Source organism: Microtetraspora glauca (genome assembly GCF_040656155.1).
GTDB lineage: Bacteria > Actinomycetota > Actinomycetes > Streptosporangiales > Streptosporangiaceae > Microtetraspora > Microtetraspora glauca.
Genome location: NZ_JBFALK010000022.1, coordinates 101234 through 121104, shown reverse-complemented (window position 1 = coordinate 121104; position 19871 = coordinate 101234). Strand labels below are relative to the sequence as shown.

21 protein-coding genes are annotated in these 19871 nt (G+C 71.0%); 10 read left to right on the top strand and 11 right to left on the bottom strand.

The annotated features are described in order from the left end of the window. The first annotated feature begins 92 nt into the window (after positions 1-92). The 8 genes from AB0I59_RS33250 (at position 93) to AB0I59_RS33215 (ending at position 6728) form a co-directional block, all read left to right on the top strand. The gene (locus AB0I59_RS33250) at positions 93-473 is read left to right on the top strand and encodes a hypothetical protein (protein ID WP_061259215.1); all 381 of its coding nucleotides are present in this window, start codon (positions 93-95) and stop codon (positions 471-473) included. 132 nt (positions 474-605) lie between these two features. Beyond that, on the top strand, positions 606-1922 hold the full coding sequence (locus tag AB0I59_RS33245; RefSeq protein WP_358139176.1) for an aminotransferase class V-fold PLP-dependent enzyme: 1317 nt from the start codon (positions 606-608) through the stop codon (positions 1920-1922). A gap of 138 nt (positions 1923-2060) precedes the next feature. After that, on the top strand, positions 2061-2477 hold the full coding sequence (locus AB0I59_RS33240) for a hypothetical protein (protein ID WP_358139173.1): 417 nt from the start codon (positions 2061-2063) through the stop codon (positions 2475-2477). 102 nt (positions 2478-2579) lie between these two features. Next, positions 2580-3677: a PLP-dependent cysteine synthase family protein gene (locus AB0I59_RS33235; RefSeq protein ID WP_082777361.1), complete on the top strand. Its 1098-nt coding sequence runs from the start codon at positions 2580-2582 to the stop codon at positions 3675-3677. Continuing rightward, positions 3674-4942 carry an MDR family MFS transporter gene (locus AB0I59_RS33230; protein WP_061259218.1) on the top strand — a complete coding sequence of 423 codons (1269 nt, stop codon included), beginning with the start codon at positions 3674-3676 and terminating at the stop codon, positions 4940-4942. The genes AB0I59_RS33235 and AB0I59_RS33230 overlap by 4 nt, the downstream gene beginning before the upstream one ends. 222 nt (positions 4943-5164) lie before the next feature. Continuing rightward, the gene (locus AB0I59_RS33225; RefSeq protein ID WP_082777362.1) at positions 5165-5356 is read left to right on the top strand and encodes a CbtB domain-containing protein; all 192 of its coding nucleotides are present in this window, start codon (positions 5165-5167) and stop codon (positions 5354-5356) included. Between the two features lie 8 nt (positions 5357-5364). Beyond that, positions 5365-6093, top strand: a complete 729-nt coding sequence (locus AB0I59_RS33220) for a CbtA family protein (protein WP_358139168.1) — start codon at positions 5365-5367, stop codon at positions 6091-6093. A 59-nt stretch (positions 6094-6152) separates the two neighbouring features. Continuing rightward, the gene (locus AB0I59_RS33215) at positions 6153-6728 is read left to right on the top strand and encodes a histidine phosphatase family protein (protein ID WP_061259220.1); all 576 of its coding nucleotides are present in this window, start codon (positions 6153-6155) and stop codon (positions 6726-6728) included. A gap of 49 nt (positions 6729-6777) precedes the next feature. Here the strand turns inward: AB0I59_RS33215 and AB0I59_RS33210 are convergent, their stop codons facing one another. Further along, positions 6778-7137: an ArsR/SmtB family transcription factor gene (locus AB0I59_RS33210; RefSeq protein WP_061259221.1), complete on the bottom strand. Its 360-nt coding sequence runs from the start codon at positions 7135-7137 to the stop codon at positions 6778-6780. A gap of 48 nt (positions 7138-7185) precedes the next feature. On the opposite strand from AB0I59_RS33210, the gene AB0I59_RS33205 reads away from it, so the two are divergent. Then, positions 7186-8349 (top strand): cation diffusion facilitator family transporter, encoded by a 1164-nt coding sequence (locus AB0I59_RS33205; RefSeq protein WP_358139164.1) that lies wholly within the window; start codon positions 7186-7188, stop codon positions 8347-8349. Positions 8350-8381: 32 nt separating this feature from the next. Beyond that, complete coding sequence (locus tag AB0I59_RS33200) at positions 8382-8861, top strand: inorganic diphosphatase (RefSeq protein ID WP_358139161.1); 480 nt, start codon at positions 8382-8384, stop codon at positions 8859-8861. A gap of 100 nt (positions 8862-8961) precedes the next feature. On the opposite strand, the gene cydB is transcribed toward AB0I59_RS33200, so the two are convergent. The 10 genes from cydB to fabV all read right to left on the bottom strand — a co-directional run bounded on the left by cydB (position 8962) and on the right by fabV (position 19864). Further along, positions 8962-9957, bottom strand: coding sequence for a cytochrome d ubiquinol oxidase subunit II (cydB, locus tag AB0I59_RS33195; RefSeq protein WP_061259223.1), 996 nt, complete (start codon positions 9955-9957; stop codon positions 8962-8964). Between the two features lie 10 nt (positions 9958-9967). Further along, positions 9968-11359 (bottom strand): cytochrome ubiquinol oxidase subunit I, encoded by a 1392-nt coding sequence (locus AB0I59_RS33190; protein ID WP_061259224.1) that lies wholly within the window; start codon positions 11357-11359, stop codon positions 9968-9970. Positions 11360-11444: 85 nt separating this feature from the next. After that, positions 11445-12104 carry an ABC transporter ATP-binding protein gene (locus tag AB0I59_RS33185; protein WP_061259225.1) on the bottom strand — a complete coding sequence of 220 codons (660 nt, stop codon included), beginning with the start codon at positions 12102-12104 and terminating at the stop codon, positions 11445-11447. Then, on the bottom strand, positions 12091-13089 hold the full coding sequence (locus AB0I59_RS33180; protein WP_358139157.1) for an ABC transporter ATP-binding protein: 999 nt from the start codon (positions 13087-13089) through the stop codon (positions 12091-12093). The genes AB0I59_RS33185 and AB0I59_RS33180 overlap by 14 nt, the downstream gene beginning before the upstream one ends. Further along, on the bottom strand, positions 13086-13928 hold the full coding sequence (locus tag AB0I59_RS33175) for an ABC transporter permease (RefSeq protein ID WP_358139154.1): 843 nt from the start codon (positions 13926-13928) through the stop codon (positions 13086-13088). Before AB0I59_RS33175 ends, AB0I59_RS33180 begins: the two co-directional genes overlap by 4 nt. Further along, on the bottom strand, positions 13929-14912 hold the full coding sequence (locus AB0I59_RS33170; RefSeq protein WP_358139151.1) for an ABC transporter permease: 984 nt from the start codon (positions 14910-14912) through the stop codon (positions 13929-13931). After that, positions 14909-16471, bottom strand: coding sequence for an ABC transporter substrate-binding protein (locus AB0I59_RS33165; protein ID WP_358139148.1), 1563 nt, complete (start codon positions 16469-16471; stop codon positions 14909-14911). The genes AB0I59_RS33170 and AB0I59_RS33165 overlap by 4 nt, the downstream gene beginning before the upstream one ends. 195 nt (positions 16472-16666) lie before the next feature. Then, a complete protein-coding gene (locus AB0I59_RS33160) occupies positions 16667-17782 on the bottom strand; it encodes an LCP family protein (RefSeq protein WP_061259230.1) in 1116 nt (371 codons plus the stop codon). A gap of 2 nt (positions 17783-17784) precedes the next feature. After that, on the bottom strand, positions 17785-18366 hold the full coding sequence (locus AB0I59_RS33155) for an RNA polymerase sigma factor (RefSeq protein ID WP_061259256.1): 582 nt from the start codon (positions 18364-18366) through the stop codon (positions 17785-17787). A 295-nt stretch (positions 18367-18661) separates the two neighbouring features. After that, the gene (gene fabV / locus AB0I59_RS33150; RefSeq protein ID WP_061259231.1) at positions 18662-19864 is read right to left on the bottom strand and encodes an enoyl-[acyl-carrier-protein] reductase FabV; all 1203 of its coding nucleotides are present in this window, start codon (positions 19862-19864) and stop codon (positions 18662-18664) included. Positions 19865-19871 lie beyond the last annotated feature (7 nt).

The following is a 19871-nucleotide window of genomic DNA, read 5'->3' as shown; positions in this document are numbered from 1 at the left end:
CAAGGGGCGCGGTATGACCCGTGCGGGCGCGTTCCGGTCGCATACGGGATGTCCCGGTGTTCACACGGGGAGGACGTCACTACGATCGCGGAGTGACGGATGCGGATGACACTCTTCACGTTCGGGCCATCGACGCCTTCATCGCCGCGACCGGCGCGAGCGATCCGGAGCAGCGGGCCACGCTGCTGAGCCGGGCGCTCGCCGCCGACGTCGTCTTCTGGGGTCCGCTGGGTCGCGGCGTCGGCCGCGAGGCGGTCGAGGACTTCATCACCGAGGTGGTGCAGGGGCACCCGTCGGGCCCCTGCCGGATGGTGCGGACCACGGGGGTGGACGCGCCGGAGGAGTGGGCGCGGTTCGGCTGGTGCTACGAGGACGCCGCCGGCCGGCCCATCCTGTCCGGGACGGACATGGTCCACGTCACCCCCGCAGGGGACATCGACGAGATCGTGGTCTTCGCCGGCCCTCTGAAGTGATCACCTGCGCGCCACGCCTGCGGAGGCGGGGATGTGGGGCTCCGGGACACGGTCGCCGCAGACTGGAACGCGATCTCGGGGAACCCGCCGTATGGCGGTTCCCGCCGCGCGCGGGGGAGGAATGCGATGGTCATGTCCAGGCGTCAGATGGTGGCCGGGATCGGCGCGCTGGCCGTGCCCTTCGCCCCCTCCGCGCCGCGACCGCCCGGTGCCGAGCCGCCGGCGCCGGACCCCCTGGTCGTCCCCGCCGGGGTCGCGCCCGAGAAGCTGGCGCGGGACGAGGGTTTCTGGCGGTCCGTGGCACGCCGGTTCCGGGTCAGCCCGGATTTCGTCAACCTGGAGAACGGCTACTACGGGATCATGCCGGAGCCGGTCCGCCGGGAGTACCACCGCAACGTGGACCACCTGAACGAGTGGAACTCCCACCTGCTCCGCATGACGTACAAGCCGCGGGCGGACGAGATCAGGCAGCGGGTCGCCTCGGTTCTCGGCGCGGCGAAAGAGGAGATCGCGCTGACCAGGGGCGGCACGGAGGCCCTGCAGAACCTGATCGCCGGATACCGGCGGCTGCGTCCGGGTGACTCGGTGATGTACGCCGACCTCGACTACCACAGCATGCAGTACGCGATGAACTGGCTCGCGGACCGGCGCGGTGTGCGGGTGGAGCGCATGGTCGTCCCCGAGCCGGCGACACGGCAGGCGGCGCTGGACGCCTACGACCGGGCGCTGCGCGACCATCCGAAGGTCAGGCTGCTCCTGCTCAGCCACATGAACAACCGCACCGGACTCGTGCTGCCGGTGCGGGAGATCGTCGCGATGGCCCGGGCCAGGGGCGTGGACGTGATCGTGGACGCGGCCCACTCGTGGGGGCATCTCGACTTCACCATCGACGACCTCGGAGCCGACTTCGCCGGGTTCTCCCTGCACAAGTGGATGGGCGTGCCGCTGGGGGCGGGGTTCCTCTACATCCGCGGGGGCCGCCTGGACGACATCGATCTCGCCTTCCGCGACGAGACCTATCCGGCTTCCGACATCCGTTCCCGGGTCCACTCCGGCACGCTGGACGTCGCCCCCGTCCTGTCGATCCCCACCGCGCTGGACTTCCACGAGACCCTGGGCGCCGAGGTCAAGCAGGCGCGGCTGCGCTTCCTGCGCGACCGCTGGGTCCACCAGGTACGGGACATCCCGAACATGGAGATCCTCACCCCGGAGGAGCCGCCCATGTACGGCACGATCACCGCGTTCCGGATCACCGGCCGGGTCTCGGAGGCCGACAACGTGGCGATCACGGACTATCTCCTCGACCGGCACCGCGTCTTCACAGTCCGTCGCGGCGGCCCCGTGCGGGGCGACTGCGTCCGGGTGACTCCCGCGCTGTTCACTTCACGCGACGACGTCGATCTCCTGGCCCTGGCGCTGCACGACGTCGCCCGGCGCTTCACGGCCTGATCCGCCCGACCGGATTTCTCGCCGGATAACCAGCTCGATATGAATATTTCTGACCATCTCCGATGAACAGGTAAATTATCGGGCTGCGGCGTTCCTCATCCGCATGGAAAGCGAAGAACCCTGGGCACACTCCTCGCGATGTGTAACAGGACCTTCCGGGGTGCCTCGGCGATGCCGCCGGGCGGCCCGGCGTACGCGCGGTTGAGCCGGATGTTCGTCGTCATCGTGGCGGCCCTCGGGCTCTTCTCCCTGTACGCCGCGTCCTGCTGCACGCTCGACCAGGGACACCGCGGTCACCATCACCACGTCGCCGCCGGCACGGACTGCCCGGACGGCGGCGCGTGCGGTGGCTCGCCCCACCATTCGGAGTGCTGCGACGAGAGCGCCGGGCTGTGGACACGCGCCGTGGACAGCCACGATCCGCTCCACGCGGAGGTCGCCGTCGTGCCCGCCGTTCCGGTCGGGCCGCGTCCCTCCGTCCGGTCCGGCCCTCCGCCGTCGCTCCGCGTACCGTGCCGGGGAAACCGCCTGGCGCTCTGCGTGCTGCGCATATAGACCCACCGTTCCGCGCGGCACGAGTTTCCCGCGGAAAAGGGCACGCAGAAATGTTCGGCGCCTCAAGGAGAGGTGCCGCGGACCTTTGGTGGGTTGGTACCAGTGAAATCTCTTGTCAGTTCCACGCTGCCCGCGTTCGAGGGCATTCCGTCCATTCCATCCACGCGGAATTCACGGGTCCGGGTCGGCGACACGCCGGTCACGTGGATTCCGGCGCGGTCCCAGGAAAGGGGCTTCTGGGCGAAGCTCGAAGGATTCAACCCCGGCGGGATCAAGGACCGCCCCGCGCTGCACATGGTGCGCTGCGCCCGGCGGCGCGGCGAGCTCGTGCCGGGAGGCACGATCGTCGAGTCCACCAGCGGCACGCTCGGCCTCGGCCTGGCCCTGGCCGGCATCGTCCACGGGCACCCGGTCACGCTCGTCGCCGATCCCGGCCTGGAACCGCTGATGGCGCGGCTCCTCCGGGCGTACGGGGTCCGCCTGGAGATCGTGACGGAGCCGCACCCGGTCGGCGGGTGGCAGGAGGCGCGCAGGGAGCGGGTCCAGCGGCTGCTGACCGAGCTGCCCGACGCCTACTGCCCGGACCAGTACGGCAATCCCGACAACGTGGCGGCCTACGCCACGCTCGCCGCCGAGCTGGTGGCGCAGCTGCCGCTGATCGACGTCCTCGTCTGCTCGGTGGGCACCGGGGGGCACAGCGCCGGCGTCTTCCGGGCGTTGCGGCGGACCTTTCCCGACGTCGCGCTGGTCGGCGTCGACACCGTCGGCTCCACGATCTTCGGACAGCCGGCCAGGTCCCGGCTCATGCGCGGCCTGGGCAGCAGCATCCATCCGCGGAACGTCGACTACCAGGCGTTCTCCGAGGTCCACTGGGTCAACCCGGCCGAGGCCGTGCACACCTGCCGGGCGCTCGCCGCCGCCCACTACGCCTGCGGCGGGTGGAGTGCGGGAGCGGTCGCCCTGGTCGCCGACTGGGTGGCCAGGACGGCGCCCCGGGGCACCTCGATCGTGGCGGTCTTCCCCGACGGGCCGTGGCGGTACTGGAACACCGTCTTCGACGACGACTTCTGCGCGGCCAACGGCCTGCTCGCCGGCGCCCCGGCCGAGCATCCCGACGAGATCTCCCATCCCGCCGAGCGGGAGGTCACCCGCTGGACCCGGTGCACGACCGTGGTCGACCCGCTCGGAGCCGCCGTATGAGAGCCGGGTACGCGTCGTTCAGCCCGGCCGTGCGGCTCCTCCTGGTCAACCAGTTCGGCATCAACCTCGGCTTCTACATGCTCGTGCCGTACCTCGCCGATCACCTGTCCGGGCGGCTCGGCCTGGCCGTCTGGCTGACCGGGCTGCTGCTCGGCCTGCGCAACCTCAGCCAGCAGGGCATGTTCCCGGTAGGCGGCACGCTGTGTGACCGGTACGGCTACAAGCCGCTGATCATGGCGGGATGTGGGCTGCGCACCGTCGGGTTCGCGCTGTTCGGCGTCTCCTCGTCGGTTCCCGCGCTCATCGCCGCGTCGGTGCTGACCGGCCTCGCCGGGGCGCTGTTCAACCCGGCGGTCCGCGCGTACGTCGCGGTCGAGGCGGGGGAACGGAAGGTCGAGGCGTTCGCCCTCTTCAACGTCTTCTACCAGGCGGGGATCCTCGCCGGGCCGCTGGTCGGCGTCCTGCTCGTCGCGGTCGACTTCCGGCTCGCCTGCGTGGCCGCCGCCGTCGTCTTCGCGGTGCTGACGCTGCTGCAGGCCCGCAGGCTCCCCTCGCGCCGCGGTACGGCGGAGGGGGCGGGCCGCCCGGTGCTGGCCGACTGGAAGGAGGTGCTCGCGAACCGGCCGTTCGTGGCCTTCTCGGCCGCGATGTTCGTGTCCTACGCCCTCTCCTACCAGGTATATCTGGGGCTCCCGCTGGAGCTGCGCCGGGCGGGAGGGGGCCAGGCCGCGATCGCCGTGATGTACACCTTCATGGCGTTGCTGGCCGTGGCCGGGCAGGTCCGCCTCACCGCCTTCGCCGCACGCCGATGGCGACCGGAACAGGCCATCGTGCGCGGCCTGGCGGTGATGGGCGTCGGCTTCGTGCCCGTGCTGCTCGCGGCCCAGTTCGCCGGTCGTCCCGGCGATCTGCCGTACGGGCTGGGGGTCGCGCCCGCGGTCGCCACCGCGATCCTGCTCACCGCGGCCGGGATGCTGATCTTCCCGTTCGAGATGGCGATGATCTCCACGCTGGGGTCGCCGGAGCTGACCGGCACCTACTACGGGCTCTACAACGCCTTCTCGGGAATCGGCATCCTGCTCGGCAACCTGGCGAGCGGCTGGGCCATGGACGTGGGGGACGCCCGCGGCTTCCCCGCCCTGCCCTGGCTGCTCCTGCTGATCGCCGGTCTCGTCTCGGCTCTCGCCGTACGGAGGCTCGATCGGGCCGGGCGGTTCCTCGCCGCGTCCTATCCGGATCGTGTGCGCCCGGAAACGGTCGGTTAGCGGACGCGATATCGGGTTCGTCTTAATTCGGACAAAGATCATGATATTGATTGTTACTTCGCGAAAGGTTACGCTCGCGGAAGATCCGTAAGTTGTACGAGGGAGATCCGGTGGGATGCCGGAGCCGGCCGCGCCCGCGCGGCCGGGGCGTTGGTCTCCGAATCCGGGTCACCTGGGACACCGGTCCTCCGGCAACGGAGGCGCCATCCCAAGGAGGCACCGATGAGTGAACTGACCACGTCGCATCCCGTTCCACTCGCCGGCCTGGGACGCTGGCTCCTCGTGGCGGTCCCCCTGCTCCTGCTCGTGGCCTATCTGGTCACGTTCGACCAGGGGGCCGTCTCGCAGGCGGGTAACTATCTGCACGAACTGATGCACGATGGGCGGCACCTGCTCGGCGTTCCCTGCCATTAGGGCGCGCGATGATACGCACGCTACTGGTCCGCGGCCTGCTCGTCGGGCTGGCCGCCGGACTCATCGCCGCCGTCTTCGCCTACCTGGTGGGCGAGCCGCACGTCAACCAGGCCATCGCCCTCGAGGAGGCCGCGAGCCACGCCCAGGCCGCTGCCGAACACTCCCACGCGGAGGAGGAACTGGTCAGCCGGTCCGGCCAGCAGGCCGGGCTGTTCCTCGCCCTCGCCCTGTACGGCATGGCCGTGGGCGGCATCTTCGCCCTCGTCTACGCCGGGGTGCGTGGCCGGATCGGTCCCCGCACCGACGCGGCCCTGTCCGGCACGATGGCCGCGACCGCCTTCGTGGCGATCGTCCTGGTTCCGTTCGTCAAGTACCCCGCCAACCCTCCGGCCGTCGGGGACCCCGACACCATCAACGGCCGGACCACCTACTACCTCGTCATGGTCGCCATCGGCCTGCTGGCCGTGGCGCTGGCCGTGGCCGCTGCCCGCAAAGTGCCGGAACGCCGTTATCTGGCCGGCGCCGTCGGCTTCCTGGCCCCCGTGATCGCCGCCTGGCTGCTGCTGCCGACGGTGAACGAGGTCCCGGCGGGTTTCCCCGCCACCCTGCTGTGGGACTTCCGCCTCTCCTCCCTGGGTACGCAACTCGTGCTCTGGTCGGCGATCGGCGTCCTGTACGGCGTCGCCGCCGAGCGAGGCGTCCGCCGCAGGTCGCTCGCGGTCACCGTGCCGACCTGACCGTGCCGACCTGACCGTGCTGACCTGACCGTGCTTGACCCGACCTTCGGACAGACTGGATGCGCCGCCTGATCCTCCTGCGGCACGCGAGCACGCCGGGCATGCGCGCGGCGTGCTTCCCCTCCGCCCAGGACGCCGACCACGCCGCCCTGGCGAAGGTGAGGCACGTCGCCGGACTGCCCGCCCGATTCGACCACTACAGCGGGCCGGAACCCGCCGCCCGGCAGACGGCCGAGGCCATCCGGCCCGCTCCGATCGTGGTGGCCGCCCTCGCCGAGGCCGATCACGGCCGGTGGAGCGGCCTGCCGTACGAACGGGTCGCGGTGGAAGAGCCGGAGGCGCTGCTCCAGTGGCAGCGTGACCCGGACGCGGCCCCGCACGGAGGCGAGAGCCCGGCCGCGCTGGCCGCCCGTGTCGCGTACTGGCTGGCGGGGCAGTCGGAGCTGGACGGTGCCGCTGTCGCCTGCTGCGACGCCGGTCCGATCCGCGCCGCGCTCTGCCACGCGCTCGGCCTGCCCGCGGGCTCGGGCGCGCTGTTCGACCTCGCCCCGCTGTCGGTCACCGAACTGAGCGCCACCCGCGCGGGCTGGCGGGTCGGCTGCGTCAACCGGCCGGTCCTGAGCGGACGGTCGTGAGCGGATGGTCGTGACCTGACGGCGCGCGGGTGGAGACGGCGCGTGGATCTCAGTCGTCGTGGCGGGGCGCGCCGGACACCTCGTGGTCGGCGTGGGAGAGCGCCTCGGCGATGAGTGTGCGGACGTGCGCGTCCCTGGCCCGGTAGAGGACCCGGCGGCCGTCCCTCCGGGTGCGCACCAGACCGGCCATGCGGAGCTTGGCCAGGTGCTGGGAGACCGAGGGGCGCGCCACCTCCAGCGTCCGGGACAGCGATGAGACGTCGTACTCGCCGGAGGCCAGCAGCCACATCAGGCGCAGCCGGGTGGCGTCGCTGAGCATGCGGAACGCGGCGACGGCCGCCTCCACCCTGGCGCTGTCAGGTCGCTCCTGCGACAAGGTCGTACCTGATTCGTTGTCGCGTGCGTACATGAATACATATACTCCGCCGGAGAGCCGTCCCACGCAAGCGGAGAAGCCATGTCCGAGCGGAACCATTCCGGCATCTCACCTGATCAACCCCCGATTCCGTACACCCATGCCCACGGCCACGGGCACGGCCACGGCCACGGGCACGGGCACGGAGACGGGCATCGGGGGGCGGCGGGCGGTGGCGGACTCGGGTCGTGGGCGGGCCGGATCGCCGTTCTCGCCCGGATCGTGGCGCCGCACAGCCACGACAGCGCCGACAAGACCGACGCGGCGCTGGAGTCGAGCGGGCGCGGCATGCGGGCGCTGGCGGTCTCGTTCGCGGTGCTGATGGTGACCGCCGCCGCCCAGGCGGTCATCGTGGCGTTCTCCGGATCGGTCGCGTTGCTGGGCGACACCCTGCACAACGTCGCCGACGCCCTGACCGCGGTCCCGCTGGGGATCGCCTTCTGGCTCGGGCGACGCGCGGCCACCCGGCGCTTCACCTACGGGTACGGCCGGGCCGAGGACCTGGCCGGCGTGGTGATCGTGCTGATCATCGCCGCCTCCGCGGCGCTGGCCGGGTACGAGGCGCTCCGGCGGCTGGCCGAGCCGCACGACATGCGCGCGGTGGGCTGGGTGGCCGCCGCCGGGCTGGTGGGGTTCGCCGGGAACGAGTGGGTGGCCCGCTACCGCATCAGGGTGGGCAGGGAGATCGGCTCGGCGGCGCTGGTGGCGGACGGCCTGCACGCCAGGACCGACGGCTTCACCTCCCTCGCGGTGCTGGCGGGCGCGGGTGGTGCCGCGCTGGGCGTCCCGCTGGCCGACCCCGTCGTCGGACTGCTCATCACGGTGGCGATCTGCTTCGTACTGCGGGACGCGGCGCGGCAGATCTGCCACCGGCTCATGGACGCCGTCGATCCGGCGCTGGTCGAGGAGGCCGAGCGTGTCCTCGGCGAGGTCCCGGGCGTGCGGCGGGCGGGCGCGGTCCGGATGCGCTGGGTCGGTCACGCGCTGCGCGCCGAGGTCGAGATCGTGCTCGACCCTGGCCTGACCCTGGTGGAGGCGCACGAGGTCGCGGTGGAGGCCGAACACCGGCTCATCCACGGCCTGCCCCGGCTGCGTGCCGCGACCGTGCACGCCGATCCGGACGGCCCCGAGGGTACGGCCCACCACGCGGTGCTGGTCGCCCACCGGGAGCCACGATCCGTTCGCGCTGCTCAGCCGTACGATTGAAGGAGTGGCCGTCCCCGGAAGGGGGGCATGAGGTGCGCTTCGACATCATGGTGGAGACGCCGCGGGGGTCGCACAACAAATACGAGATGGACATCGAGCGGCAGCGGATCCGGCTGGACCGGATGCTGTTCACCGCGACGGTCTACCCCTACGACTACGGGTTCCTGCCCGGCACTCTCGCGGAGGACGGCGAGCCGCTGGACGCGCTGGTTCTCGGCGACCTGCCCACCTTCCCCGGATGCGTGATCTGCGTCCGGCCGGTCGCGGTGTTCTGGATGCACGACGAGATGGGGCCCGACGCCAAGCTGCTGTGCGTGCCCGCCGACGACTGCCGCTACGACGGCATCCGAAACAGCGACGACGTCCCCGCGCACGTCCTGAACGAGATCGCCCACTTCTTCGACGTCTACAAGGACCTGGAACCGGGCAAGAGCGCGGACACCTGGGGCTGGGAGTCGCGGGACCGGGCCGAGGCCGTGGTGGAGGACGCCAGGAACAGGGTCAGCCCCTGATCACCGTGATCCGGCCGCCGTACATCTCCGGACAGGGCGAAGGCCGGGAGACACCCGCGAAGGGTGATCTCCCGGCCCTCTGTTCCGCAGGCCGACCCGGTCACTGGGCGATTGGAGTACGGGTGAGGCGCTTGCGGAAGACCCAGTACGTCCACCCCTGGTAGGCCAGCACCACCGGGGTGAAGATGGCCGCCACCCAGGTCATCACCGTCAGCGTGTACGGCGAGGACGCGGCGTTCGTGACGGTGAGGCTGTACAGCGCGGAGGTGCTGGACGGCATGACGTTGGGCCACAGGTCGAGGAACAGCGTGGCCGTGGCCAGCACGATGGTGACGGCCGTGCCGGCGAACGCCCAGCCCTCCCTGCCGCGGAACGCGGCGCCGACCCCGGCGACCAGCGCCACGGCGGCCAGGGCGGTGGTGACCCAGGTGATCGGCTTGCCGTGCGTGAGCTGGGTGATCACCAGGAACACCGCGGCGACCGCCACGACGACGGGGGAGATCCGCAGGGCCAGCGCGCGGGCGCGGGTCCGCACGTCACCGTCGGTCTTCAGGGACAGGAAGACCGCCCCGTGCAGCAGGAACAGGCCGAGTGTGACGAGCCCGCCGAGCAGCGCGTACGGGTTGAGCAGGGTGAGCAGGTTACCGGTGTACTCGTGCTGGGCGTCGATCGGCACCCCGGCGACGATGTTGCCGAAGGCGACGCCCCAAAGGACGGCCGGGAGCAGCGATCCCCAGAAGATGGCCTGGTCCCAGCCGCGGCGCCAGCGGTCGGAGTCGTGCTTGGCGCGGAACTCGAACGCGACACCGCGCACGATCAGCGCCAGCAGGATGAGCAGCAGCGGCAGGTAGAACCCGCTGAACAGGGTGGCGTACCACTCGGGGAAGGCGGCGAAGGTCGCTCCGCCGGCCACCAGCAGCCAGACCTCGTTTCCGTCCCAGACGGGCCCGATGGCGTTGATCATGATGCGCCGGTCGGTGTTGTCCTTGCCGAGGATCGGCAGCAGGACACCGACACCGAAGTCGAAGCCCTCCAGCACGAAGTAGCCGATCCACAGCACCCCGATGAGGATGAACCAGACGGTGGTGAGTTCCATGACGTGTTCCTCAGTAGGTCAGGGCGGGGACGGTGGTGTCGGCGGGTTCCTTCTGCGCCTCCAGGTCGGGCGGTCCCGCCTTGACGTGCCGCGTCATGATGAACGCGGTGATCCCGGCGAGTACGGCGTAGACGATGGTGAAGGCCGTCAGGGAGATCGCCACGGTGGTCACGTCCACGCCGGGGGAGACGCTGGCCGCGGTCCGCAGCACCCCGTAGACCGTCCACGGCTGGCGGCCCATCTCGGTGAAGATCCATCCGGCGGCGTTCGCGAGGAAGGGCAGCGCCATCGAGGCGAGCGCGGCCCGGTAGAACCAGCGGCTGCCCGGTGTCCGCCCCTTCCTCGTCAGCCAGAGGCCGACCAGCGCGAGCAGGCTCGCGAGGGCCCCGAACCCGATCATCAACCGGAACGTCCAGTACGTCACCGGGATCGACGGGCGGTAGTCGCCCGGTCCGTACTTCTCGACGTACTCCTTCTGCAGGTCGTTGATGCCCTCGACGGTGCCGTTCGGGTCGCCGGTCGCCATGAAGGACAGCACGTGCGGCACGCGCAGGCTCCACAGTTCCTCGTCGCCGTCCGGGGTGCCGAGGGTGAACAGGGAGAACGACGCCGGCCCGGACGTCTCGTACAGGGCCTCCGCCGCGGCCATCTTCATCGGCTGCTGCTCGGTCATGATGCGGCCCTGGACGTCGCCCGTGACCGCCACGCCGATGCCCGACGCGAGCGAGACGATCAGGCCGATCCGCATCGCGCGGCGGAAGAGGCCGGTCTCGTTGCCGCGGGCGAGGTGCCAGGCGCTGACCCCGATCAGGAACCCGGCCGCGGTGATGAACGCGCCGAAGAGGACGTGCGGGAAGGTCACCAGGGTGGTCGAGTTGGTGAGCACGGCCCAGATGTCGGTCAGCTCGGCCCGGTTCGTCTCGGGGTTGATGCGGTAGCCGACGGGGTGCTGCATCCACGAGTTGGCGGCCAGGATGAAGTACGCCGAGAGAGTGGTCCCGATGGCCGCCAGCCAGATCGTGGCGAGGTGCAGCCGGGGTGACAGGCGGTTCCAGCCGAAGATCCACAAGCCGAGGAAGGTCGATTCGAGGAAGAACGCGAGCAGGCCCTCCATGGCCAGCGGTGCCCCGAAGACGTCACCCACGAAGCGGGAGTAGTCACTCCAGTTCATCCCGAACTGGAACTCCTGCACGATTCCGGTGACCACGCCCATCGCGAAGTTGATCAGGAAGAGCTTCCCGAAGAACTTGGTCATTCGCAGATAGGTCTCGTTGCCGCTGAGGTGCCAGGCGGTCTGCATGGACGCCACCAGTACGGCCATGCCGATCGTCAGGGGAACGAAGATGAAATGGTAGACGGTGGTGATACCGAACTGCCATCGCGACAGGTCCAGCGCGTTCACGGTGGGTCTCCTCCTAATTTCCCCCCAAACGTTCTCGTGCTTGGCCCATGTGGCGGCAGGGACCTTGGTCATGCATCCGAAGGTCCTACGTACGGGTCCAAAGCCGTTCGAGGTGCCGGATGGAGGAGTCCGTCCCGCACCACCGGTCGAGCAACTCGGTGTCGTGGCTGATCGCGAGCACGCCCGCCCCCGACTCCCGCCGGTAGTCCTCCAGCCGCGCGACGAGGTGGGCCTGGGTGGAGGCGTCGAGCATGGTGGTCATCTCGTCGCAGATCACGTAACGCGGCCGCAGGGCGAGCGCGCGGGCCACGCACGCGCGCTGCAACTGGCCGTCGGACACCTCGTGCGGTCGCCGTACGAGCAGGTCCGGGGTGAGGCCCATCTCCTCGGCGAGCCGCTCCGCCCGGTCCAGGGGCTGCCGCGCCACCCGCAACGGCTCGGTGATGACGTCGAGCAGGGTGAACCGGGGATCGACGGCGAGCCGGGGCTGCTGGAAGATCAGCGCGACCCTGGTCCGGAGGGCGGGCGCGGCGCGGTGCCGCCAGCGGCGGACGTCGGTCCCGTCGACGCTGACCCGCCCGGCCGCGGGCCGCAGCAGCAGGGCGAGGACCCGGGCCAGGCTGGACTTGCCGCACCCGCTCGGCCCGGCGAGCCCGGTGACCACCCCGGGGGGCACGTCCACCGACACGCGGTCGAGCACGCGGTGGCGGTCGTAGGAGACGGTGACGCCGTCAGCGCGCAGCATTGCGGTCCAAAGGATGCTCCGGGGGAGTGATGGGGTGGTCGAAGGGGTGGTCCAAGGGGTGATGGCAGGCCACCTCCTGCCCGTCGGCGCAGGCGAGTTCCGGCGTGCGCTCGCAGGCGGGCGTGGCCCGGTCGCAGCGTGGCAGGAAGGCGCACCCGTCAGGGAGCCGGGTCAGCTCGGGCGGCCGGCCCGGGATGGGCGTGAAACGGCGCGACGGCAGCGCGTCCAGCAACCCCGCCGCGTACGGATGACGCGGCCCGGCGAAGAACGCGTCCGCCCGGGTGATCGACACGACGTGGCTCGCGTACATGACGGCGATCCGGTCGGCGACCCGCTCGGCGGCACGCAGGTCGTGGGTGATGAGCAGGACGGCCCGCCCGTCGTCGGCCAGGCGGCGCAGCTCGTCCATTGTCGCGTCCACCAGCGGCCGGTCCAGGCCGCTGGTGGGCTCGTCGGCGAGGATCAGCCAGGGATCGCCGGCCAGGGCCAGCGCGTTGGCGACCCGCTGCGCCATGCCGCCGGAGAGCTGGTGGGGGTAGCGGTCGAGATCGGCCGGGCGCAGGCCGGCCCGCTCCGCCAGGTCGTCCGCGCTCGCCGGGTTGCCGAGCTCTCTCAGCGCCTCGGCGAGCTGGGCGCGCGCCGTGCGGACCGGGGTGAGGTGCGTGGCGGGGCTCTGCGGGACCAGCCCGATCCTGCGGCCGCGCACCGTGCGGGCCAGGACGGCCTCCGGCGCCGCGATCAGGTCGACGGGATCGGCGTCGCCGGTCTCCAGCCACGCGGATCCCTCGACCTCCGCGTTCCCGGGAAGCAGCCCGAGCAGTGCGTGGGCCATCACCGACTTGCCGCAGCCGGACTCCCCGACCAGGGCCAGGCATTCGCCCTGCCGTACCTCGAAGGACGCGCCGGTGACGGCCCGTACGGTCGCGTCGGGGAGACGGAAGCGGACCGTGAGGCCCTCGACGCGCAGACGGGAAGGTGACCTCATAGCTGCAGCTCCGATCTCCGGCGGGGATTGCTCCGGTCGCGCCAGTGCTGGGCGAGCGAGGAGATCGCCAGGGTCGGCAGGAGGACGAACAGGCCGGGGAAGAGCGAGGGCCACCAGTTGCCCGCGAGCAGCGACCGCGCGCCGTCGTTGATCATGTTGCCGAGCGAGGCGAGATGGGCGGGCAGACCGAGCCCGAGGAAGCTCAGCGCGGTCTCGTGCCAGACGGCGTGCGGCACCATGAGCACCGCCGCCAGGGCGATGTGCGGGCCGAGGTGGGGCAGGAAGTGCCGGAGCACGATCCGCGCCCTCCCGGAGCCCATCGAGATCGCGGCGTCCACGAACGGGCGGGACCGCAGCGTCAGCACCTCGGAGCGGACGATCCTGGCCGCGGTCATCCAGTGGGTGAGCCCGACGGAGACGACCACCGCGGTCGCGCCGGGCGAGAACAGCGCGACGATGAAGATGCCGAACAGCAGGTGGGGCACCGAGTTGAAGGCGTCCACGATCCGCATCAGCAACCGGTCGGCCGCCCCGCCGAGCGTTCCGGCGGCGAGCCCCACCAGCGTGCCGACCGTCGCCGACACGGCGGCGGCCACCAGGCCGACGAGCATGGACACGCGCAGGCCGTACACCACGCGGAGCAGCACGTCGCGGCCCATCTCGTCGGTGCCGAACGGGTGCGCGAGCCCCGGCGGGAGCGAGGCGGAGTGCAGGTCCACCTGGCTCTGGTCGAGCCGGGCGAACAGTGGGACGAGCAGCACGGCCAGCCCGAGCACGGCGAGGGTCGCCGCCGCCAGGCGACGTGATCGGACGTGCCTCCGGCGCGTCACGGTCGCCATCTAGCTCACCCCCAGGACCCGCACGCGCGGGTCGACGAAGACGTACGCGGCGTCGGCGGCCAGGCTTCCGAGGACCACCGCGAGGGTGGCGAGCAGCGTGAGCGCCGCCAGCAGCGGGAAGTCCGCGGAGAGCGCCGCCTGCACGGACGCGGAGGCGACTCCGGGCCAGGAGAAGACGGACTCGACCAGGATCGCCCCGGTGACCAACTCGGGGATGCGCGCGCCGAGCAGCGTGACGAACGGCAGGAGCGCGGAGCGCAGCGCGTGCCGCAGGATCACGGTGCGCTCGCGCAGTCCGCGAGCCCTGGCCCCGACGACGAAGTCCTCCCGCAGGGTGGCGATCAGCGACTCGCGCACGTACAGCACGAGCCAGGAGGACTGGGAGAACGCCAGCACGGTCACCGGCAGCACCATGTGCCGCAGCACGTCACCCGGCGAGGTGGTGGTGGAGGCGGCGTCGGTGAGACCGCCCGAGGGCAGCCAGCGCAGCTTCACCGCGAACAGCCAGATCACAAGGAGACCCGTCCAGAAGACGGGCGCCGCCTCGTTGGCGTAGGCCGTGCCGGTGATGGCCCGGTCGAGCCACGAGCCGCGCCGCCAGGCCGCCAGGGCGCCCACGGCCAGGCTCCCCGCCAGCATCAGCACCAGGGCGCAGCCGACCGCGAGGAGGGTCCAGCCGAGCCGGTCGCCGATCACCTGGGCGACCGGCAGGTGCATGCTCCGCGACTCGCCGAGCTCGCCGCGGAGCAGGTTGCCCAGCCAGGTGAGGTACTGCTCGGCCAGTGGCCGGTCCAGGCCCCAGTTGGCCCGGATCCGTTCGGTGATCTCGGGGCTCGTGGTGAGCGCCCGGTCGCCGAGATACTGCCGGACCGGGTCGAACGGCGACGCCTTGGCCAGCGCGAAGATGCCGATCGTGACCGCGAGCAGCAGCGGTACGACGAAGACCAGCCGCCAGGCCACCATGCGGGCCAGAGCACGGATCACGCGGCCGGCTTCCATTCGGCGAGGTTGCGGAACAGGCCGCCGGCGGCGTGCTCGTGCGCCTCGACGCTGGGGGCGATGCCCGTCCACTCACCGCGTACGACGTAGACGTGTTCGAGGAAGACCAGGTACGCCCACACTTCGTCGTCGCGTACGCGCTGCTGCAGGGCGTCGTAGGCCTGCTTGCGCGCGGCGGGATCGGTCTCCTCGCGGCCCTTCTCCAGGAGCGCGTCGACCTCGGGCACCTTGTAGTGGCCGGGGTTGAAGAAGCCCTGGCCGGAGAAGCGCGAGTGGAACGTCTCGTAGTTGGTGTAGTCGGGGTCGAACGGCGTGCCCATCCCCATGATCAGGGCGTCCTTGCCCATGCGGGGCTCGATGGCGTCCCAGTCCAGGCCGGTCGGCCGGACGTCGACGCCGATCTTCTTGGCGTCCGAGGCGACCGCGAGGGCGAGCTCCTTGCGCAGCGAGTCGCCCGCGGGGTACATCAGCGTGAACGTCGCCGGTGTGCCGTCCTTGGCACGGACGCCGTCGGCTCCCCGGACCCATCCGGCCTGGTCCAGCACCTGCGCGGCCGCGGCCTGGTCAGGGGTGCCGGAACCCTCGACGGCCGGGTTGTGCCAGGTCGTTCCCGGCGGGATCGGCCCGAACGCGGGACGGCCGGCTCCCGCGAGGATGGTCTTCACCATCGCCGCCCGGTCGAGGGCGAGGCTGAGCGCCTTGCGGATGGCGAGGTCACCGGTGACCGGCTCGTCCAGGGGGAACATCACGCCCCGATAGTCGGCGCTCGGCACCCGGTGGACGGTCAGGCCGTCGGTGTTCTCGAACCGCGCGGCGGCCTTGGGCGGCAGCTCGGCGGCGTCGAACTCGCCGGCCGCCATCCGGGTGGCCCGGACGTTGTCGTCGGAGGCGAAGGCCAGGACAAGCTTCTTGATCGTCGGCGCGCCGCCCCAGTAGGTGGGGTTCGCCTCCAGCACGATCTTGTCGCCCGGCGTCCGGGACACGAACCGGTACGGCCCGGTGCCCACCGGCCTGGCCTCGAACCCGGACCGCTCCAGGCTCCCGTCGGGCACGATGCCCAGCGTCGCCCGCTGCAGGATCGGCGCGTACGGGTACGTGAGGTGGAACACGACCGTCGTCGCGTCGGGGGCCTCGACGGACTCGATGGCCGCGTAGTCCCCGCGGATGCCGGAGTTGTTCTTGTCGTCCAGCACCGACCGGTACGTGTAGGCGACGTCAGCGCCGGTGAGCGGAGTGCCGTCGTGGAAGGTCACGCCGGTGCGCAGCGTGAAGGTGACGGTCGTGCCCTTGACCTCGGGGAGGCTCGTGGCGAGCGCGGGCCGCAGGCTCAGATCCGCGTTCCGGCTGACCAGGCCGTCGAACATCAGGGACCCGCCGTCCGCGGCGTATCCCATGACGGGGTTCAGTGAATCGGGTTCGGAGCCGAGTCCCGCGACGAACGTGTCCGCGTTCGCGGGCCGTTCCTGGGCGGGCGCGGCCGAGCAGGCGGCGGCGGACAGCCCGACGATCGCGGCGGCCGCGAGCCGGGTCAAGGCACTTCTCATGGGGCGAAGGTAGAACGACCAGGTGAGTTATTGCAAATAACTCGCAATTGCGTATATTAATCAACGACAACGTGCAGCCGCGCCCGCGGACGGCGGTGCGCCCCGCGGTCCGGATCCTTCCTTGCTGTCCGGCACTGTCCAGTCCGGCTCCGCGGGGCGTCGCTCCTTCCTCGGCCATCGCCTACGGGGAAGGGCCTACTCGCCGGCGCTCCTGAACCGCTCGAACAGCTTGTCGGCGGCGGGCTGCTTCCAGGAGAGCCGGTTCCGGTCGGGCGGATAGGGCACGACCGGAACCGCCGTGAACGTCGTGGCGCTCGGCTTCACCCCCGCCAGGCCGCGGGCGAGGTCGTACATCGTCCGCATGTCGAAACCGGAGTCGGTCGTGATCCAGGTGGAGGCCGCCTTCACGAAGGTCGCGAGCCTGGCCGGGTCGGACGGCAGGTCCTTCGCCTTCTTCAGCACGGCCCGCATGAGCGTGTGCTGGCGCTTGATCCGCATCAGATCCGACCCGTCGCCGAGCGCGTAGCGGGCCCGCGCGTAACCCAGGGCCTGCTCGCCGTCGAGGATCTGCCGACCGGCGGGCAGGCGCAGCTTCGCCTTGGGGTCGTCCACCGCCTTCGGCACGGTGATCTCCACGCCTCCGACGGCGTCGATCACCTGCTTGAAGCCGGAGAAGTCGATCGAGATCGTGTGATGGATGCGCACCTTGGTCAGGCTCTCGACTGTCCTGCGCGCGCAGATGAGACCACCCTCGGCATAGGCCGAATTGATCATGCTGACGTGGGAGGCGATCACCTTGCCGTCACTCGCCCGGCAATCGGGAATCACAACCATCGAGTCCCGGGGGATGCTGACGACCTCGGCGCTCTTCCGGTCGGCGGGCAGGTGCACCAGGATCAGCGTGTCGCTCCGCCCGGGTTGGTCGCCCATGCGCCGGCCGTACTTCCCGTTGCTCCCGGCCCGGGTGTCGGACCCGATCAACAGCAGGTTGAGCGGCCCGGTGGGCGCGCTCCCGCCCGTCCCGGTCCGGACTCCTACGTCGCTGCCCACGATGGAGGAACGGTTGAGGAGCACGGTGGGCACGGTGACGACGGCGGCGGTGAGACCGGCGGCCAGGGCGAGCATCGCCCAGGTGCGCGTCCGGCGGTTCACCCGGCCAGAAGCCCGGACATGTGCCTGATCGGGCCCCTGTGTGTGCGCCCGTGCGTGCGCCGAGGATCCGAGGAGGCGCCCCCGCTGGCGCGCGAGCGTGGCCGGGGGCTCGTGTTCCAGCTCGCGGCCGAGGTCGCGGAGCAGCTTCAGATCGTCCATGGTCACTCCTCCTCGTGCATCGGGTTGGTGTCGCCGAGCGCGGCGCGGACCTTCTTCCTGGCCCGGTTCAGACGGGAGCGCACGGTGCCGACCGGGATGTCCAGGGCCCGCGCGACCTCCTCGTACGACAGGTCGCCCCAGGCGATCAGCAGCAGGACGTCACGGTCCCGCGAGGCGAGCCCGGCCAGGGCGCGGGCGAGCGCCGGGCGGGTGGACCTGGCGGTGACCCCCGCCGCCACCCGGTCGGCAGGGGAGTCGACGACGTCCTCGGCAGGGCTGCGCAGCAACGCCCGGTACCGGGCGGACTCGGTGCGGCGATGTCGCGCGACGAGCTTGGTGACGATGCCGAACAGCCAGGGGCGGGCGTCGGGATAGGCCCCGTCGTAGCGGTCCCGCCGGGCGAAGGCGACGAGGAACGTCTCGCCGACCAGGTCCTCGGCGACCTCGGGACCGAGCCGCCGGGAGACATATCTGTACAGCATCCCGGAATAGCGATCGAACAGGGCGGCGAACGCCTCGGGATCGGTCCGGGACTCCCCGATGAGGTCGGAGTCACGGATCCGGTCTGTGGGGATCGCGGTCATCGCGCGCACCATGACACGTGGATGGCCTTTCGTGGGGGACAGGGAACATCCTGTCTCGCCACGAGGCGGCCTACGAGTTCACGCCGCGGCCCGAGACACGGGGTTCCTGACGATCACCGTCTGGCCACCCACGGAGCCGATCCGCCGCCTGGCATCGGATCTTGCGTTCCGCATAGGGGCGGCGGGGCGAATGCGCTGCTCACACCGCTGGACGCGGTCACTCGGCGATCACGCGTCCTCCTGATCGGGTGGGACCGGCCCAGGTGGCGGGTCCCGCACCGGCGGCGTCACACAATCAGACGGCGGGCCAGGGAAGATCGGGCTCGCACGGAACGGAGTAGTCCACGCCCGGCACCTCGAAGCCGTACAGCCGCCGGACCTCGTCCCGGAACCAGCCGGTGTCGGCGAGGTCCCCGATGGTGTCGGGGGTCGCCGCCTCCCACCGTTCGGTCACCGCCGTCTGCGCCGCCTCGTCCAGCTCCCAGCGGTCGAGGCGGATACGGCCCTGTTCGTCGGTGTCGAGCGGGGCGGTCCCGGTGAGCTGGTCCCACAGGTCGACGGACTGCGCGAGCGGCGACGACATGCCCGTACCGAGGGCATCCCGCAGCAGGCTCACGTACAGGGCGATGCCGGGGATGGCCGTTGACGCCTGGGTGACCGCCGCGCCGTTGACTGAGGTCAAGGCACGACCCCCGTAGTCGCCCAACCGGTCCCCGAGGACGGATGCCGTCCTCTCAAGATGCAGCTTGGCCGCCCCGATGGTCCCGGCCCGGTAGATGGCCGAGGTGAGATGTGAACCGATGTAGGACAGGGCCACAGTGGTGAAGCCCGGCCGGATCAGACCGCCCGCCTCCAGTGCGTCCACCCAGCGCGCCCAGTCTTCACCGCCCATGACCTTGACCGTGTCCGCCGTCTCCGCATCCGTCGCAGGCTGAACTCGGATCTCCTTCAGGTGCGGTGTCCCGTCACCGTCGAATTCGAGTGTCTTGGTGACGTGCTCGGCCCCGATCGGCTGGATCACCGACTGATGCAGCGCGCCCGTGACCGGGTCGGTGCGGCGTGGCGCGGCCACGCTGTAGATCAGATAGTCGATGCCTCCGAACCGCTTGGACACCAGGTCGAGGACGTCGTCCTTGGTGGCGTCGGTGAAGGCGTCCCCGTTGACGAACGCGAAATCGCTCCCGGTCTCCTGCGCGAGCGTGGCCGTGGCGATGGTGCGGTACCACCCCGCCGTCGCCGTCCGGCGCGTGGTCGGCGGACGCTCGAAGCACAGGCCCACCCCTTGAACGCCGTACCGGGCGATGCCCGCGACTGTGGCGGCCAGTCCGTAACCGGCGGAGGAACCGATGATCAGGGCGACCGGCCTTTCCCTCTCACCCGATCGCGTCACCGGTTGAACCTGTGCCGCCATGTCGGTGACGATCCGTGCGCATCCCCCGGGATGGGCGTCGAACAGCAGGAAGCCGCGCCCGGATGGCTGAATGAGTCGTGCGGTCATCGTTTGC